Annotated in this window: 13 protein-coding genes; 4 read left to right on the top strand and 9 right to left on the bottom strand. The window is 36.5% G+C overall.

The window, feature by feature from the left end; genetic code table 11:
* Positions 1–6: 6 nt before the first annotated feature.
* A complete protein-coding gene (gene gpmI / locus ATE47_RS06505; RefSeq protein ID WP_062161198.1) occupies positions 7–1,548 on the bottom strand; it encodes a 2,3-bisphosphoglycerate-independent phosphoglycerate mutase in 1,542 nt (513 codons plus the stop codon).
* A 203-nt stretch (positions 1,549–1,751) separates the two neighbouring features.
* Between gpmI and ATE47_RS06500 the strand changes: the two genes are divergently transcribed.
* A complete protein-coding gene (locus tag ATE47_RS06500; protein WP_062161197.1) occupies positions 1,752–2,075 on the top strand; it encodes a translation initiation factor in 324 nt (107 codons plus the stop codon).
* 204 nt (positions 2,076–2,279) lie between these two features.
* Here the strand turns inward: ATE47_RS06500 and ATE47_RS06495 are convergent, their stop codons facing one another.
* From ATE47_RS06495 to ATE47_RS06485, 3 genes are all read right to left on the bottom strand, one after another.
* Complete coding sequence (locus ATE47_RS06495) at positions 2,280–3,179, bottom strand: leucine-rich repeat domain-containing protein (protein ID WP_062161196.1); 900 nt, start codon at positions 3,177–3,179, stop codon at positions 2,280–2,282.
* Positions 3,180–3,237: 58 nt separating this feature from the next.
* On the bottom strand, positions 3,238–5,382 hold the full coding sequence (locus ATE47_RS06490; RefSeq protein WP_062161195.1) for an alkaline phosphatase PhoX: 2,145 nt from the start codon (positions 5,380–5,382) through the stop codon (positions 3,238–3,240).
* 241 nt (positions 5,383–5,623) lie between these two features.
* Positions 5,624–7,453 (bottom strand): cytochrome-c peroxidase, encoded by a 1,830-nt coding sequence (locus tag ATE47_RS06485; RefSeq protein ID WP_062161194.1) that lies wholly within the window; start codon positions 7,451–7,453, stop codon positions 5,624–5,626.
* A 188-nt stretch (positions 7,454–7,641) separates the two neighbouring features.
* On the opposite strand from ATE47_RS06485, the gene ATE47_RS06480 reads away from it, so the two are divergent.
* Complete coding sequence (locus ATE47_RS06480) at positions 7,642–8,496, top strand: nucleoside phosphorylase (protein WP_062161193.1); 855 nt, start codon at positions 7,642–7,644, stop codon at positions 8,494–8,496.
* A 131-nt stretch (positions 8,497–8,627) separates the two neighbouring features.
* On the opposite strand, the gene ATE47_RS06475 is transcribed toward ATE47_RS06480, so the two are convergent.
* Together ATE47_RS06475 and ATE47_RS06470 are read right to left on the bottom strand one after the other, a co-directional pair.
* Positions 8,628–10,004: a hypothetical protein gene (locus ATE47_RS06475; protein WP_062161192.1), complete on the bottom strand. Its 1,377-nt coding sequence runs from the start codon at positions 10,002–10,004 to the stop codon at positions 8,628–8,630.
* Between the two features lie 271 nt (positions 10,005–10,275).
* Entirely contained in the window at positions 10,276–10,830 is a 555-nt protein-coding gene (locus tag ATE47_RS06470; protein WP_062161191.1) for a DNA-3-methyladenine glycosylase I, read from the bottom strand.
* Between the two features lie 289 nt (positions 10,831–11,119).
* Between ATE47_RS06470 and ATE47_RS06465 the strand changes: the two genes are divergently transcribed.
* The gene (locus ATE47_RS06465) at positions 11,120–11,419 is read left to right on the top strand and encodes a hypothetical protein (RefSeq protein ID WP_062161190.1); all 300 of its coding nucleotides are present in this window, start codon (positions 11,120–11,122) and stop codon (positions 11,417–11,419) included.
* A gap of 119 nt (positions 11,420–11,538) precedes the next feature.
* The gene (locus ATE47_RS06460; protein ID WP_062161189.1) at positions 11,539–12,354 is read left to right on the top strand and encodes an enoyl-ACP reductase FabI; all 816 of its coding nucleotides are present in this window, start codon (positions 11,539–11,541) and stop codon (positions 12,352–12,354) included.
* 158 nt (positions 12,355–12,512) lie between these two features.
* On the opposite strand, the gene ATE47_RS06455 is transcribed toward ATE47_RS06460, so the two are convergent.
* From ATE47_RS06455 to ATE47_RS06445, 3 genes are all read right to left on the bottom strand, one after another.
* The gene (locus ATE47_RS06455) at positions 12,513–13,952 is read right to left on the bottom strand and encodes a glycoside hydrolase family 30 protein (protein ID WP_062161188.1); all 1,440 of its coding nucleotides are present in this window, start codon (positions 13,950–13,952) and stop codon (positions 12,513–12,515) included.
* A gap of 71 nt (positions 13,953–14,023) precedes the next feature.
* Positions 14,024–14,827, bottom strand: a complete 804-nt coding sequence (locus ATE47_RS06450; protein WP_228376330.1) for a glycoside hydrolase family 16 protein — start codon at positions 14,825–14,827, stop codon at positions 14,024–14,026.
* Between the two features lie 304 nt (positions 14,828–15,131).
* Positions 15,132–17,354, bottom strand: coding sequence for a glycoside hydrolase family 3 N-terminal domain-containing protein (locus tag ATE47_RS06445; protein ID WP_062161186.1), 2,223 nt, complete (start codon positions 17,352–17,354; stop codon positions 15,132–15,134).
* Between the last annotated feature and the right edge of the window lie 2 nt (positions 17,355–17,356).

Here is a 17,356-nt window from a genome sequence, read left to right as displayed (position 1 = left end):
TCAATTTTAGCTAACTAAAACATCTCCTGTCATCACTTCCGGAATGTCGATTCCCATTACTTTTAAAATGGTTGGAGCTACATCTCCCAGCTTTCCCGGTTTTAGGTTCCAGGTATGATCCTTATCCATTACGATGAAAGGAACAAGATTGGTTGAATGCTGTGTGTTCGGCGTTCCATCTGCATTAATCATTACATCAGAATTTCCGTGATCTGCAAGGATGAAAACTGCATAACCGTGTTCATAAGCAGTTGTGGCGACCTTTTCAATGCACTTATCTACTGTTTCTGCTGCTTTTACGGCTGCTGAGAAAACGCCGGTGTGGCCTACCATATCTGTATTGGCAAAATTTAAGCAAACAAAATCCGCGGTTTCATTTTCCAGCTCAGGAACAATGGCGTTCGTGATATCATATGCTGACATTTCAGGCTTCAAATCATAGGTCGGAACATCTTTCGGGCTCGGACAAAGCAATCTTTTTTCCCCTACAAACGGCTCTTCCCTTCCTCCCGAAAAGAAAAACGTTACGTGAGGATATTTCTCTGTTTCTGCAATTCTGATCTGTGTTTTATGGTTTCTTTCCAAAATTTCTCCCATTGTTTCATGCAGCACTTCTTCATCAAAAACAACATACACATTCTGGAATGTTTTGTCATAATTGGTCAATGTAACATAATATAAAGGCAATTTTCTCATGAAATATTCCGGAAAATCCTTCTGAGTAAACACCTCCGTGATCTCCCTTCCTCTGTCTGTGCGGAAATTGAAGCAGATTACAACATCATGGTCAACAATTTTAGCGACAGGAACTACATTCCCGATAGCCGTAGAATCAATCATGATAATCGGCTTCATGAATTCATCAGTAATATTTTCATCATAAGATTTCTGAATTGCCAGTAAAGCATTAGTTGTCTGATCTCCAACTCCTTCCACCATTGCATCGTAAGCAATTTTTACGCGTTCCCATCTTTTATCCCTGTCCATTGCGTAGTATCTTCCGATTACTGTTGCCAGCTTTCCTACGGTTTTTTCCATATGCTTTTCAAGGTCTTCAATGAAGCCTTTTCCTGAATGTGGGTCACAATCACGACCGTCCGTAAAAGCATGCACGAATACGTTTTCATGCAATCCGAATTCATGAGCTGCAGTGAGCAATCCCTTCAAATGGTTGATATGTGAATGTACTCCCCCATCTGAGACTAATCCAATAAAGTGTACTTTTTTATTTTCTCTTTTGGCATATTCAAAAGCATCCTGAATGATCTGTTGTTGTCCCAAAGAACCATTTTCCACTGCCATATTCAGTTTAACTAAATTCTGGTAAACTACTCTTCCAGCCCCTAAATTCATGTGCCCAACTTCAGAGTTTCCCATCTGTCCGAATGGAAGTCCTACGGCTAAACCACTCGCCTCAAGTGTTGTGTGCGGAAAATTTGTAAGACAGCTATCTATAAATGGTGTATTTGCTTTATCAATGGCAGAAACGTCCGGATTCATTCCCAATCCCCATCCGTCAAGGATCGCTAATATTGCTTTTTTTGACATTGTGTATAAACTTTTGTATTACAAATTTATTTAATTTGAAATGAATGGAAGAATTGATGTGCTTAAAATTTGTTTAAAATTGTTTTCTCCAGTGGATTTGAAATTATTTCAACTATTTATAAACCTTATAGGTTTTCAAAACCCTATAAGGTTTGTGGCAGTTATAATTAGCCCTTTTCACCATAATTTATTAATTTTGCATTATGGATTTAAGAGATCAATTAAAAAACCTTTTTCCTGAGCATGAAGAGCAGGATTTTGAGATGCCTGAAGAGCAATTCAAGCAGAAAGAGCCTTTGGTGTGCAAGTTTGAGAAGAAAGGCAGAAACGGAAAGCCAGTAACCATTGTTGAAGGCTGGGAAGGCAGTGAGGAAGATCTGAAGAAAATTTCAAAAAAAATAAAAACCACCTTAGGAATTGGCGGTTCTGAGAAGGATGGAACGATCATCATTCAAGGGGATAATCGTGATAAAATAATGGATATCCTTAAAGAAATGGGCTACAAAACCAAAAGAGTTGGCGGATAACCTAACTTTTTTACGCTTTATTTTACCACAAAGGTTTAACAACTTTATTTAATTAAGCTTATCATTAACCCGTTAATAAAGCGCACATAAGTTTTTAAAAATCTTTGATTTTGAATTCTTTTACAAAAAACTTTTGCTTTCCACAAAAACTAATTTAAAAATCCAATAAGGTCTTTTGTATCTTTGTGGTTGATTAAAAAGCTTTTAAAAATAAATTTGAGTTTCCGGCATCAGCGCTTTCAGTTTTTCAATGGTTGATTTTTCCATTGGATTGCCCGTTAATATTAATGTTTTAAGATTTTTCAATTGTGAAAATTCGGTTGGAAGATCTTTTAAATTGTTGTTCGCCAAATTCATGCTGACAACATTCTTCAAACCTTTTACTTTAGGTGAAATTTCCTTAATATTGTTCTGACTTACATTTAAAAATTCCAGATTTTTTGATTGAAATAATTTTTCAGGAAGTTTTAAGATTGAGTTTTGCTGTAATTCAAGATATTTTAATTGTTTTGGAAATGATAAGTTTCCTAAATCGTTGATCTGATTTGCGGAAAGGTTTAATGATCTTAAATTTTTAATCTCATCCAAATCTTCGGCAATAAAACTGATCTGATTTCCCTGTAAATTAATCTCTTTCAGACTCGGAATCTGTAATAAGGCTTCCGGAAAAACGTTCAGATTATTGGCATCCAGATGGATTACTTTTAACTTTTGAAGTTTTGCCAGGTTTGGATTTATACTTGTTAAACTATTCAGATTAATAGAAAAGCTTTCCAGTTTTTGAAGTTCTCCAATTTCATCTGGGATAAATTTGATGCTATTTACATTTAAGTTTAAAATCGTCAATTCCTTTAATGCAAAAATTGACTCATCCATTTTCTCAAAATTGTTCCCCATTAAATTCAGGAAAAATATTGAGTTTAATTGTGTGATTTGTGGCGGAATATTAAATAACCCCTTATCCCTAAAACTCATGCTGTATATTGTTTGTCGGCTTTTCAGAGCTTCATCAATATTGGTGTAAGTAGGGTATTTCACGGGATCAATCTGAGCTTTAGCCAGAGAAAGAAATACTATAAAAATAGAAAAGAATAGCTTTTTCATAAACAGAAAAAACTACCGGTAATAAAATACTACCGGCAGTAATGTAAATATTAATAGTTTATTTTTTCAATAATTTTACCGTCTGCTGGAATCCACCTTCCGCTTCGATATTTAAAACCAATACTCTTGAAGCCTCAAGCTGTTTTGTGAAATCTAAATCCAAAGATTTGTTCGTTCCTGAGAATTTCTGAGTGAAAACGATTTTACCATCGATGCTGTAAGCCGTTACCATGATGTTTTTCAATCCTTTTGGAGAATTGATCTTCACAATTCCTGAAGTAGGGTTTGGAGCAACTGTCACCGTATTTTCTGTGTGAGTATCAATTGTTCCCAATGAACCTGCAGTTCCTAAGTTATTTTTAAGAGCCATTACAATTGTCGCAGATTTTCCTCTGTAATCAATCGTATTTCCTGTGGCATCAATATCAGTAGAAATCGTAGAATCCGGGTGTTGGATGGAGAAAAACCCGAATTTGTGATCCGGTGTAAAGGTAAGACCAGTTGGCTCAGAACCTGCAGGCATAGAAGCGAACAATCTCACTTTAGGATTGGCCTGAGTATGATCCGGAGCTATTACCCAGATATAGTTTTTACCACCGTCCTGAAGAACCCAAAGGTTACCCAGTTCGTCAAAAGTAAGGTTGTCATTTCCGTCTCCCCAAGCTTCAGTTTTTGTTCCCTGGGCGGTATCGAAAGAATAAGTTGTTGAAGCTCCTCCCACGAAAGTTTCAACCTGAGAAGCTGTAGTTCCGTTGTCCTGAAGTCTGTAGACTTTATTTAAACCTTTTGCTGTAAAGTAAACTTTACCATCAAGCGGGCTGATTTCCACGTCTTCAACCCCATTGAAAGACGTTCCTCCCAATGATTGAGCCAAAGCAGGTGTATTATTTTGATCAGGTTTAGTTTTATTAGGAACCTGAATCCATGTTGCCGTGGTAGCAACCGGATCACCATTACTTAATCCTTGATCCAGTTTTAAAACATATAGATTTCCTGAAGAAAGGTTGTTCGGAGTATCCATCACATATTTGTACATCATGTGAGTTCCGCCGTCTTCACCGTAATAAGCAACTGTTCCTGCATTATTTACCACTACGTTTTCGTGGTTCATGATACCCATCTGCCAAAGTTTTCCTTTAGATCCGTCAGCATTTAAAGAACTAACCTGAGCTGTTGCGGGGTTAATTTCTACAAACCAGCCGTAATCTTTCATTCCGTCGGCGTTCACATCATTGGATGTTACAGATTCTTCGGCTGTAACGATCGTTCCCCAAGGTGTAATACCTCCTGAACAATTTCTAATCGTCTGAACTAAGCTCGGAGCCGAGAAGCTTACCGCTCTTGATTTTGTTAACTGCCAAAGTTTTGTAGTCGCGTTATAGTTGATTTCCGCCATTGTAACGCCTCCAGGATTCGTTTCGTGGTTTACAGAAAGATAACCGTCAACAGCGCTTCCGTTTTTCGGCACATACCCTGTAAAGTCATTCAAACCGCCTACTAATCCTCCTCCTTCTGTATAGCTGTCTCCTTCTTTTAATATTAATTGATATTTGTGTTCAGCAGGAATAATCAGCTTATTCGTCTGAGCTGTCGGTACAATGGATGTAAAACAGCTGATATGGGTTGAGTTACAAGTAACCGGAGTTGTAGGAGTTGTCGTTTTAAGGTAAGCATCAATTCTTAAATCTGAGCTTGAAGCACCTCTGTTGTGCAATTCGATGGAAATTCTGTTGTTTCCGTTTACAAATTTAGATTTTGGAATAGAAAAAACATTATAAACACTTTCTGCTCCGCCATCAATCGTTGTGCTGGATAATGTGCTGAAAGTAATAGTACCGGTCGGCATATTGTCTCTTACCACTTCTTCACCGTTCAGATAAACCACAATTCCGTCATCTCTCATCACTCCCAATTCCATTGTAGTGGAAAGATCATTCAAATTAACTGTAAAATCTTTCGCAAAATAAGCTGTTACAAGACCCGTAGCCGTAGTTGTTGTTACAGGATCACCGTATCCAAGAGGTCCGTTCCCCTGAGACCATGCTGAAACATCATAGGTAGTACTCTTCCATTGATCGGCCAAAGCAGTATTGCTATCATTGTATTTCCATGCGGAATTTTTGTTGAAAATAAAAGTCTGAGCGTTTAAAAACGAACTCGAGATCATTGCAAGAGCTGCAACTGTAAGTAGTTTTCTTTTCATAATTAATTTCGATTTATTAGACACTGCAAAGCTATTTTATTGCTATGAACCCTCTATTAATAAGACTTTAAATAAATCTCCGTCAATATTAATTTATCGGAAACCGAATGTTAAGAAATGAACTGTATGTTAATTGAGTGAATGGTGAATCTTGCTTCGCTTGTCAATTTTTAATGCCGCAAATCGTTGCAAGGATTGTTAGTAATAATCTACATTCACTTGCGAAGCAATTGACAATTCACTATTTACTCCTGCTCACGTCTGTCAGGGAATTCAGGAAGGCGATGATTTGCTTGATTTCCGTTTGTGTTAAATCCAACTTATCAGGAGCCAGTGTCTGGTTTTTCATTTTTAAGCCTAATCCTTCTCCTCCACCTTCGTTGTAGAAATCAAGGACTTCTTCCAATGTATTGAAAGCTCCGTTGTGGAAATAAGGTTTCGTTAAAGCAATATTTCTCACCGTCACCGTTTTGAAAGAATTTTCATAAATCCATGAATTTTCCTTTTTTACCGGGCTGTTTATTCTTCCTTTATCAGAGTCAAGAACAAGAGGTTTTTGATTGATCGGTTTTGTAGTGATTCCTAAGACCTCAGATTCATTTTCGTTAAAAAATGGCGGAACCAGTCCTGAAAAATTAGGGGCAAAATGGCATGTTGCACAATTAGCTTTTCCCATGAATAAATTAAATCCTTTTTTAGCATCAGAAGAAATTTCTTTTTCATTTCTCATGAATTTATCAAAATCACTTTCGAAAGAATATAAAGATGCAACGTAAGAACTTAAGGCTTTGGAAAAGTTTTCCTTACTGATATTTCCGTTTTTGAAAGCTGTTTTAAACGCTTTTCTGTACTCAGGCTTTGTTTTTAATTTTTTAATGATGCTTTCATAGCTTGTATTGAACTCATCTTCGTTATAAATCACGTGTTCCGCCTGTTGTTCAAGGTAAAAAGCTCTTAAATCATAGAAAAATCTTTTCGCAAAAACTGCATTATATAAAGAAGGTGAATTTCTTAGAACCGTTTTTCCTTCCACATTACTCGGGGATTTCGCTTTTAAATCCGTGAAGGCATTTTCCGGTAAATGGCAGGTTGCACAGCTCATTTTGCCATTGTCACTCAGGTTTTGATCGTAGAAAATATCTTTCCCTAATTTTCTAAGCTCTGCATTATCTTCGTTTTGCTTTAACAACGTATAGAAATATGGATCCAGGAAATCGCTGCTGAAAAGGTTTTTATTATTGACATTCCAGCCGGAAAATTCTTTAAGATCATCACTTCTTCCATCCCAATTTCCGAATTCTTCATACAAAGGCTGAATGTATTTTTTGTAGAATTCTATCCTGTCAAAAGCCTCAAAATCGGTATTTTTTGAAAGGTAATCAATCCCTTCCGTTAAAATTGTATTTGCTTTCTGAATATTATAATTTTTAAAATAAGGATCATCATTAATGTATTTTTTCATTCCTAAAAAAGCGTGAGTCGCTTCTTCAGAAGTGTTTAATGAGCCGGGCGTGTCGAAGCCGGTTACACCGAGGCTGTACATCCTGATCAGCTCGATTCTTAAAGGTAAAGTCTTGTTATTTCCTTTGCTTAAGCCATTTTTAACCGAACTTAAATAAAAGCTTGCAAAACTATTGTATAAAAAATCCGTAATAGTCTTTATTTCTTCTTTTTGGTCCGCAGCTTCATCGGAAAATATCAATTCATCCAACACTTGCAAGCCTTCCGGAGGAAGCGTGAAAGCCGATGTTCCCGCCGCTTCAATGTGGAATAATGGCGCTGCGTTGAGATGTGTTTTGGTAAATTCCGGATAATGATAAGCCACATAAAATTCAATTTCTTTGAAGGAATTTCTTGTGCTTTTTAATGATTTTTGCAGCTCTTCAAGAGAGATTTTGTCCTCGGAAAATTGGTAAGCATCTGATTTTAATTGATCTAATTTATTTTTAAAATCTGCCAACCCTTTGTTGATCATCGTATTTTCACTTCCTACTCCTTTATCAACAGGATTAAAAGACATTACAGCACAACCAATCAACAGAACAATAATAACTAAAGGATAAAATCTCATTAAATTTTTTGCACAAAACTATTAATCCGACGTTACCGTAATTTTAATTCAGGATTAAATAATGATTATATTTTGGTTGAGGACTTTTTATTAATTTAATATAGCCGCGTTTTTATTTTCTGAGGAATTTTTGTGTACTTTGTGTTTTAATTTGTTTTAAATTAAGTATTAACTATAAAAATATATGTATGCTCAATAAACTTGCTGCTTCAGAGCTTGTGCTGAACGAAGACGGAAGTGTTTATCACCTCAATCTTCTTCCCGAAGATATTGCCGAAAAAATCATCCTTGTGGGCGATCCGGATCGTGTAGCGAAAGTTTCAAAATATTTTGATACCGTAGAAATTAAGAAAAATAAAAGAGAATTTTATACTCATACAGGAACTTTGCGTGGAGAAAGAATTACAGTAATGTCCACCGGAATTGGTACGGAAAACATTGATATTGTGATGAATGAGCTTGATGCGCTGGTGAATATTGATCTCAAAAATAAAGAGTTTAAAACAAAACATTCTGCGTTGCAACTTTTTAGGATGGGAACCTGCGGAAGTGTAAATCCTGATGTTCAGGTTGATAATATGCTGGTAACTCAAAATGTTGTGGGACTGGATGGCTTGATGCATTTTTATCAGGATTATGAATTTGAAAACGAGTTTTCAAGAAATTTTCTAGAAAAATTCCCATATCAGAAAATTAAGCCGATGCTTTATTTTGCAGACTGGTCGGAGGAATTGGGAGAATTGTACAAAGACGCAAAATATCACGGAAATACAGCCACTTTTCCGGGGTTTTATGCTCCACAGGGTCGACAGCTTCGTTTAAAGGCCATTGATGATAAGTTTTTGGAAACTTTAAATGATCTCGGAGTTACAAATTTTGAAATGGAAACGTCAGCAATTTATGCTTTATCTAAACTTTTAGGTCATCAAGCGATTACCGTAAACAACGTTATTGCCAACAGAAGACGCGGTGAATTTTCTGCAGATCACCATGCTTCTGAAAAGAATTTGATTACCTGGGTTTTGGATAGAATTATTAAATAAAATTATTAATTTAAAACAACAAAAGGCTCTCAAATCGAGAGTCTTTTGTCTAACTAAGAAACCATTAACTTCTAAATCTAAGTTAGAAGCAAAATATTGTGTTTTTGCCCTTGTATTTTTATTTAATTCTATTAAAATTCATTGACAGTTACATAAAAATGTGAGGAGTACAAACTCTCCGCATTCCCTGAAATATTGGTAAGATTTATTACGATATTTGATGTGGAAGTCATTCTTGGGTTTGAAATTGAAAATGTAGAATTTCCTGCAAAATCTCCTGCCGGCGTTACCACAATTGTTGCTCTGGTAGAATTGGGAACCAATGTTGAAGGGATTGTAATGTTCATTGTAGCTGATTTTCCACTTGGAAGGTTGTTGATTGAAACACTTGGCCAAACTTCAAAACTGATTTGGTTTTTGTTGACTGTCCCTTTATCACCCAGCTTATACTGACCGTTGATATCAATTTTTGCATTCACATTCGGTGTAGAAGTCCCGATTCCGATATTCGCATTATTGTCACCCAGAACTATCGCATTATATTGCGAAGTTGAGGCGTGATAACCTATTGCTGTAGAATTCTGTCCTGTCGCCGAAGCACCCGATCCTATTGCTGTAGAATGTTCCCCATTTGTTAGAGAACCGTATCCAATAGCCGTTTCGCTGTTAGAACTTGTTTTTGCATTATAACCTAATGCAATCGACTGGAAACCTGCTGCTAAAGAATTGTTCCCTAAAGCTGAAGATTCATTGGCTGTTGTTTTTGCGTTGTAACCGACCGCGGTAGATTGAAATCCGGAAGCTGTGGCGTTATTTCCGATGGCGGAAGACTCATTTACTGTCACATTTGCATTGTACCCCAAAGCGATTGAACGAAATCCCGAAACCTTCGAAAGTTCCCCCAAAGCCACAGCTTCATTGGCTGTTACACTTGCGTTATTTCCGATCGAAATTCCCTGATAGGCTGTGCTGGACGTTCCCAGTGCAATCCCGTTTTGAAAAGCGCTGGCCCCAGCTCCAAAACTTATGGAATTGTACACTCCTAACCTTCCCATAATATTGGAATTAACTTTAAAAACCAAATCATCCAAAGTATTTGTTCCCAAAGCCAGTGTAGTATTGGCTCCTGCATAGGTTCCGCTATTGGTTCCTGTTGAATTCCAGCCTGTATTGGCAGGGCTTCCTCCTCCATTTATTCCGTTTACACTCACCACAGAAAGCATGTTCCATCTCAGGTTATTCCAGTAATAGAATCCCATTTCTGCTAATCCCCCTTGTCCGTCATTCCAAACTATCAAGCCGTTGGCTGGGGAAGGCACTGTTATATTATCTGTAATTGATGTTAAAGCTATACTTGGAAATAAAACGCCTTTGTTTTTAGAACTAATCTCAAGCATTGCAGAAGGGTTTGGATTAGGTGTACCGATCCCAACTTGAGCATATATAAAAGAAAAATTAATTAATAAGAAAAAAGAAATTCCCCACTTAAGTTTTGATTTTATTTGCATTTCAGGTTTAATAGTTTATTATTTTCGTGGTGCAAATATAGTAAATTTTCAATAAAACAATATTTTTTTTACGAAATCAATAATATAACACACAATAGTGAGTAAATGGTTGATTATTCACTGTTTAATGATCGAAATCATAGAATTAATTCGATACCACAAAATCAGCTATAAGCATGTTTAAGTCATTTTTTAAGTTTTTTTTAAGGTTAAAAATTTTGTGTAATTTTTAAAAAACATCACTTTAAATTGAATAAAATATAATTTATCACTATCTGATGAAACAATTTTCAACATGATCATTCACCATTCCGGTTGCCTGCATATGCGCGTAGACCACAGTTGAGCCCATAAATTTGAAACCTCTCTTTTTTAAATCTTTTGCTAAAGAATCTGATATTTCGGTGGTTGCAGGAACATCTTTTGTCGTTTTCGGATGATTGTCAATAGGTTTCCCGTTTACAAAACTCCAGATATATTTTGAAAAACTTCCGAATTCTTTTTGAACTTCTAAAAATTTTTGTGCATTATTTATTGTTGCTAAAATTTTAAGCCTATTCCGAATAATCCCCGGATTTTGCATCAACTCTTCTACTTTTTCTTCTGAATAATCTGCAATTTTCTTATAATTAAACTGATCAAAAGCTTTCCTGAAATTTTCCCTTTTGGAAAGAATAGTATACCAGCTCAAACCTGCCTGAAAGCTTTCAAGAATTAAAAATTCAAAGATTTTATCGTCCTCATAAACAGGTTTTCCCCACTCTTCATCATGATATTTTCTGTAGAGATCGTCTTTTTCGCACCAGCTGCAACGTATTTTTTCCATGGATTTGATTTTAATGTTGTTTGCTGTTGAGATCCCTTCGACTTTGCTCAGGATTACATTGGTAAATTATATACTTATTATAAAGGTAGTATTAGCAAGGTCATCCTGAGCAAAGTCGAAGCGATCTCAAAGCTTTAATTTAGTAAAAAAAATTGTCTTATTAATTTAACTCAAAATTAAATTGTTTTATAAAATCACAGCAAAAAAGTTTTATGAAAAGTTTAACAGCGAATAAAAATTTTAGGAATGGTTCTTGTTTAATTTATATCAACACACTAAATATTTAATTATGAACAATTCAGAATACAACAAAGCGGAAAATGCAGTTAACAATACTGAAAACTCTCTAAAGAACGCAGCAGACAATGCAAAATGGAAAGTTGATGAGTTAGCTGACAGGGCAAAGGATTATATCAATGAAAAACGAGCCAATGATGAAGAAGCCCAACAGGAAGACTGGTTCGACAGAGTAAAAAACAATGTATCCGATGCCTGGGAAGATGTAAAAGATAAGGCAAACGACGCCTGGGAAAAAACTAAAGATGCGGCAGAGGATGTAAAAGCGGAATGGAACAAGAAAACCAATTAAAATTTCAGTCAGATAAATATTTTCAAGAAAAACGGAGTCTTTTTATATAAGGCTCCGTTTTTATTATGTGTAAACGCAAATTATTGTTACATTTGTATTATTAATAAACATTAAAAAATATGTCATACGGTTTACTTAAAGGCAAAAAGGGAATTATTTTTGGAGCCCTTAATGAACAATCGATCGCTTGGAAAGTTGCAGAAAGATGTCATGAAGAAGGTGCTGAATTTATCTTATCTAATGCTCCTATCGCAATGAGAATGGGAGAACTTAATGCTTTAGCAGAAAAAACAGGCTCTGAAACAGTAGGTGCAGATGCTACTTCTATAGAAGATCTGGAAAAACTTTTTGACGCTGCCATTGCAAAATTTGGTAAAATTGATTTCATCCTTCACTCTATCGGTATGTCCGTGAACGTGAGAAAAGGAAAACATTATACAGAAATGAACTACGACTGGTTGGAAAAAGGCTGGGATGTATCCGCTGTTTCTTTCCACAAAGTAATGCGTGTGGCTTGGGAAAAAAACTGTATGAATGAATGGGGAAGTATCTTAGCGCTTACTTACATCGCCGCTCAGAGAACTTTCGCAGATTACAACGACATGGCCGATAACAAAGCTTATTTGGAAAGTATTACAAGAACTTTCGGATATTATTGGGGCGAGAAAAAAGTGAGGGTAAATACCATTTCACAATCTCCTACTCCTACCACTGCAGGTAGCGGTGTGAAAGGTTTCGGAGGTTTCCTTGGATACGCAGAAGATATGTCGCCACTAGGAAATGCTACAGCCCTTGACTGTGCCAACTATTGTGTAAGCATGTTCTCAGACCTTACTAAAAAAGTAACCATGCAGAATCTTTTCCACGACGGAGGTTTCAGCAGTACGGGGGTTACAGAAAAGGTTGTTAAAAAGTATGACACAGAAAATAAATAGTAAATAATTTATTTTAAAATAAGATAGACCGGAATAAATTAATTTGTTCCGGTTTTTTGTTCCAAATAGGTAAAACTTCTTAATTTAATAACAATTGAAAACAAATTCGCGGCACCTTCGGTGCCGCGAATCCTTAAAAAATAATGTTAATATGAAGTCTATAAAATTATGGTCTGTATAGAATGTGCCGGTGCAGCCAACTTCGCCGACATTCCTTCGATCCACAAATTGGCATCAATGTCATTGTCTGAGTCATTCATAATTACGGTCACTAACTGTCCGTTTTCATTCATGAAAGTGGTTGAGGTTAAAGCCGCTCTATTGGATGAGGTCCCGATTCTCTGCGCTTTTGGCTTGATGAATTTTGAAACGTGTCCCACATAATAATATTCATAGGTATAATGAACTTCTCCGGTTTTTGTATCAGCAATAATGGGTGCAAAACAGAAATTCCCGACGTGGTTTGGTCCGCCAGTTTCGTCAAGAAGAACGTTCCAGTCCGTCCATAAAGCGGTTCCTTTATTGAAATCGTTCAGCATATTTCTTCCGTACAATTCTCCCAAACTTACATCGTAAATTTTAGACATATCAAACTGTTCCTTACAACCTTCCGTAAACGCCAAAAACTTATCTGGAAAAGCCCTTTGCGTTTCCAATAAATTGTCGAACAACTGAGTTTTATTATTCCATGTTTCGTACCAGTGATAGCCGATTCCTGCTGCATATTTTGAAGTTTCGGGATCGCTTAATGTTGTTGTAGCTCTTTGATAAATTAAATCTCTGTTGTGATCCCAGATCATTACTTTTTTATCTTTAAAACCATTTTTCCAAAGCGTGGGTCCCAGGTTATTTTTCAGGAAAGCCCCTTCTTCTTCCGCCGTATAAATACATGATTCCCAGGTTTGTGTAGCCATCGGCTCGTTCTGAACAGTCAGTCCCCAAACATTAATTCCTCTTTTTTCGTATTCTTTGATGAACTTAATATAATAATCTGCCCAAGTCTGGTAATATTGATTTTCCAACCTTCCGCCCTTCAACATACTCTTGTTGGATTTCATCCATGCCGGTGGACTCCACGGCGAAAAATAGAATGTAAAATTATTTCCGATTGCCTTTTGAGCCTCTTTAATCATCGGAATTTTATACTTTTCATCATGAGCAACATTAAAAGATTTCAAGGAAGCATCATTATCCTGAACATAGGTATAAGAATCGCTGGAAAAGTCGCATGAATTCATATTGGTGCGTACAACGGTGTATCCCAATCCGTTTTTTCCATAATAAGCCTCGATAATTTCTTTCTGCTTATTCTTTGGAAGCTTATAAAATGTTTCAGCGGACGCATCTGTGATCGCACCTCCGATTCCTATTAATTTTTGATATTTAAAATCCGGATCCACAAAAATACAGGCATCCGTTTCTTTCGGCTGATCCATTTTCTCGAACTTTACCGTTCCTTTGTCAGCCATTTTTTCATTGGTTTTAGAATTGGTAAGAAAAACTTTCGCCGTTTTTCCTGCATTCTTTTTCCAGTAATGTTGTGCATTTGCATTGAAAGCCATCCCGACTACAAAACAACTTACGATTAGTTTCTTCATTATTTCTTTTCTTCTTTTCTATTTTAATGTATTAACCACCCCTTTAGAGGAGGGGAATTTGGACACGTCTATTATTTGTTTTGATAAACCCTTACGTAGTCTATATAATATTTCTGAGGAAAAATACTGTCATCAATTCCTTCTTTTCCGCCCCAGAATCCTCCGACCGCCAGATTTAAAATGATAAAATAAGGTTGATCAAACGGCCATGCTTCATATGTTTTTTCTTTATTTTCATAAGTGAAAAACTTTTGATCATCAATATAAACATCAATCTTTTCCGGCGTCCAATCTGCTTTGTATACATGGAATTTTTCACTCGCGTCTTTTACAATCAACGTATCGGTTTTCTGGGTTCCGATGATGTGATTGTACTTTTTTGTATGCACCGAAGCATGGATATATCCCTGATTAAAACCAACATGCTCCATGATATCCAATTCACCGTCATCGGGCCATTTTTTCATATTTTCGCTCATCATCCAGATGGCAGGCCAGGTTCCGCGACCTTTTGGAAGCTTAGCTCGCACTTCAACCGTTCCATATTGAAAGGAAAATTTTCCCTTCGTTAAAAGCCTTGCGGAAGTATATTTATTCTTTTCCCAGTTTTCTTTTTTGGCTTCAATCACAAGGTTTCCATTTTCCATTCTTGCGTTTGCCAACCTATTTTTAGTATAAAACTGAGCTTCATTATTTCCGTAACCATCTCCTCCGACATCGTAATTCCATTTTGATGAATCGGGTAAACCTTTTCCGTTAAATTCATCACTCCAGATTAATTTTTTATTGGAATCCGGTTTATTTGAAGCACAATTCGAAAGAGAAAAAAATAAACTTCCTCCAATGATCAGATTAAAAATATGTTGGAATTTCATGTTCAAAGTTTAAAGTTCTTTGTTTTGAGTTTTAATGCTTGATACTGTAGTTTTTTAACGCAAAGATTTAGTATTGAAACTTTAAATTTTATTATTTAATCTTTGCATAAAAAATCTTATTATTCTTTAAATTATTTTCAAAGTTTGTCATTCTGAGGAACGAAGAATCTCTGATAATTAATAATTGAGATTCTTCAATCCGCTTTGCTTCTTTCAGAATGACAAACGTACGCTGTCGTTTAAAGTGTTTAGTCTTCTACCACCAAAAGCGGGTTTTATCCCGCTCTCAGTAAGTAAACTAATATTATTTTGACCAAGTAATTCTTTTTGTCTGAACATGTTGAGAATCGGTTCCGACCATGATGTCGAATTCTCCGCCTTCCCAATCAAAGTTCAGTTCGTCGTCGTAGAATTTCAGATTTTCCGGAGTTAATGTAAAATTGATCGTCTTACTTTCTCCTTTTTTAATGAAAACTTTCTGGAAGTTTTTCAGTTCTTTTACCGGTCTTACAACCTTACCGAAAAGATCTCTAATGTACAGTTGTACCACTTCTTCCCCATCGTAATTTCCGGTGTTGGCAACATTTACACTGATATTCAACGTCTGATTTCCTTTAAGATTTGTCGAACTTAAATTCATATCAGAATATTTAAAAGTTGTATAACTTAAGCCAAATCCAAACGGGAATTTCGGGTCGTTATCCAGGTCGATATAAGCCGAAACATAATTTCTGTCGGTGTTGTTTTTTGCGGGTCTTCCCGTGTTGTAATGATTGTAGTAAACAGGAATCTGTCCTTCCGTTCTTGGGAAAGTCATTGGCAATTTCCCGCCCGGATTTACCGTTCCGAAAAGAACATCTGCGATGGAATTTCCCGCTTCCGTTCCCAGCCACCAAGTGTACATGATCGCCGGAATGTTGTCTGCTGCCCAGTCGAAAACTAAAGGTCTTCCTGCATTAATCATTAAAACAATTGGTTTTCCGGTTTTTGCAATTTCTTTCAATAAATCTTCCTGAACGCCCGAAAAATGGATGTTGCTTCTACTTTTTGCCTCACCACTCATTGCGTGGCCTTCCCCTAAAGTCATGATGACAACGTCTGCTTTTTTTGCAGTTTCCACCGCTTCTGCAAACATGGATTTGTCCTGATCATCAACGTTTGCACCTTTTGCGTAAAGTAATGTTGAGTTTTTGTCTAACTGATTTTTAATTCCGTCAAACTGCGTAACAATTCTTTGGTTATCATCTTTAAAAGCAATCGACCAAAAACCGTGATTGGCCGAAGTTTCTTTCCCGAAAGGTCCAATTAAAGCAACAGTTTTTGTTGATTTTGAAAGTGGAAGAATATTTCCCTTATTTTTAAGCAAAACAATGCTTTTTGAACCAAATTCTCTTCCGAATTTTCTGTGTTCTTTGTTATTTAATTGCTCTTTCTGTCTTTTTTCGCTGCTGAATCTGTAAGGATCATCGAATAATCCCATTTCAAATTTCTTAACTAAAATTCTTCTCGCCGCATCGTCAATCAACTTCGGATCAACTTTTCCTTCCTGAACCAGTTTTGGAAGCTCGGCCATATAAGCCCGGCTTTCCATATCCATATCGGTGCCGGCATTTATTGCTTTTTCGGAAGCTTCTTTATTGTCTTTTGCATATCCGTGAGGAACCATTTCGCCAATACTTCCCCAATCTGAAACTACAAAACCTTTGTAATTCCATTTTCCTTTTAGTAAATCTCTTAAAATGTATTTATTCGCTGTTGCGGGAATTCCGTTAATATCATTAAAAGAATTCATAAAAGTAGCAACACCAGCTTCTGCGGCCGCTTTAAATGGTGGTAAATAAGTTTCGTTTAATTGTCTTAAACTCATATCAACGGAGTTGTAATCTCTTCCGCCAACTGCCGCTCCGTAGGCTGCGAAATGCTTTGCACAAGCCATAATTGCGTCAAGATTTCCAAGGCCTTTTCCCTGAAAACCTCTGATTCTGGCCAAGCCAATCTGAGTTCCCAGATACGTATCTTCACCGGAACCTTCCATTACTCTTCCCCATCTCGGATCTCTTGCGATGTCGACCATTGGGGCGAAAGTCCAGTGAATCCCATAAGCCGAAGCTTCGGTCGCTGCAATTCTTTCTGATTTTTCTATTAATCCTAAATCCCAACTTGCAGCCTGGCCCAGATTCACCGGAAATGTTGTTCTGTATCCATGAATAACGTCCTGACCGAATAGTAAAGGAATTCTTAACCTTGATTTTAATGCTAATTCCTGAAACTTTCTGGTCTCCTCGGCTCCCGCTACATTGAGCATAGAACCTACTTTGCCTTGTTTTATTTCATTTAAAACATTTGCAGAATTGGAATTTTGAGGACCTGTAGCGTATTCAAAACCACTGTATTGAACCAACTGCCCTACTTTTTCTTCTAACGTCATTTTAGACAACAGCTCAGAAACTTTCTGATCGATTGTCTTTTGCCCGAACGCATTCATCCCAAATGCTGTAATTGCTAATAAGAAATAAACTCTCTTCATGA

This window comes from Chryseobacterium sp. IHB B 17019, assembly GCF_001456155.1.
In the GTDB taxonomy this organism is placed as follows: domain Bacteria; phylum Bacteroidota; class Bacteroidia; order Flavobacteriales; family Weeksellaceae; genus Chryseobacterium.
This window is presented reverse-complemented; position numbering and strand designations above follow the sequence as displayed.